We start from the raw sequence: 444 nt of genomic DNA on the forward strand, positions 1-444 counted from the left end.
CACTCTCCAGCACCTTTTTGATGATTTCAAACACCTGTGGCTCAAATCGGCTGGTGATCTCTCCTGCTACAATGATGTTCCTTTTGGTCGCCAGCACCTCGCAGGCCACTCTGGAATTTTCGTCCTCTTTCAGACACGCGTCCAGAATGCTGTCTGCGATCAGGTCGCAGAGCTTATCCGGATGTCCTTCTGTTACGGATTCTGCTGTATAAAATCGTTTCATAATCGTTACCATCCTTTCCAAGTAAATAATAACGGCAGGAAACGCTCCTTTCTGGAACACTTTCTGCCGGATCTGGGTTATAAGTTGTCTCACATTCTGCACTTTTCTGGTACTTTCAGACACTTTTTTCAACCTAAATACTACCAATGCACACCCTTACATAATCCCCCTGTTTTGAACACATCCCTGCCCGTGCGGTCATTATTTGTCTCATTTTCTGC

1 protein-coding gene is annotated in these 444 nt (G+C 45.5%); it reads right to left on the bottom strand.

Annotation, left to right across the window (positions count from 1 at the left end; genetic code table 11):
- Positions 1-223: S-adenosylmethionine synthetase N-terminal domain-containing protein (locus tag LIQ05_RS19515; protein WP_318289611.1), on the bottom strand; the 223-nt coding region annotated here is incomplete at its 3' end.
- Positions 224-444 lie beyond the last annotated feature (221 nt).

It is taken from the genome of Blautia glucerasea (assembly GCF_020537505.1).
In the GTDB taxonomy this organism is placed as follows: domain Bacteria; phylum Bacillota; class Clostridia; order Lachnospirales; family Lachnospiraceae; genus Blautia_A.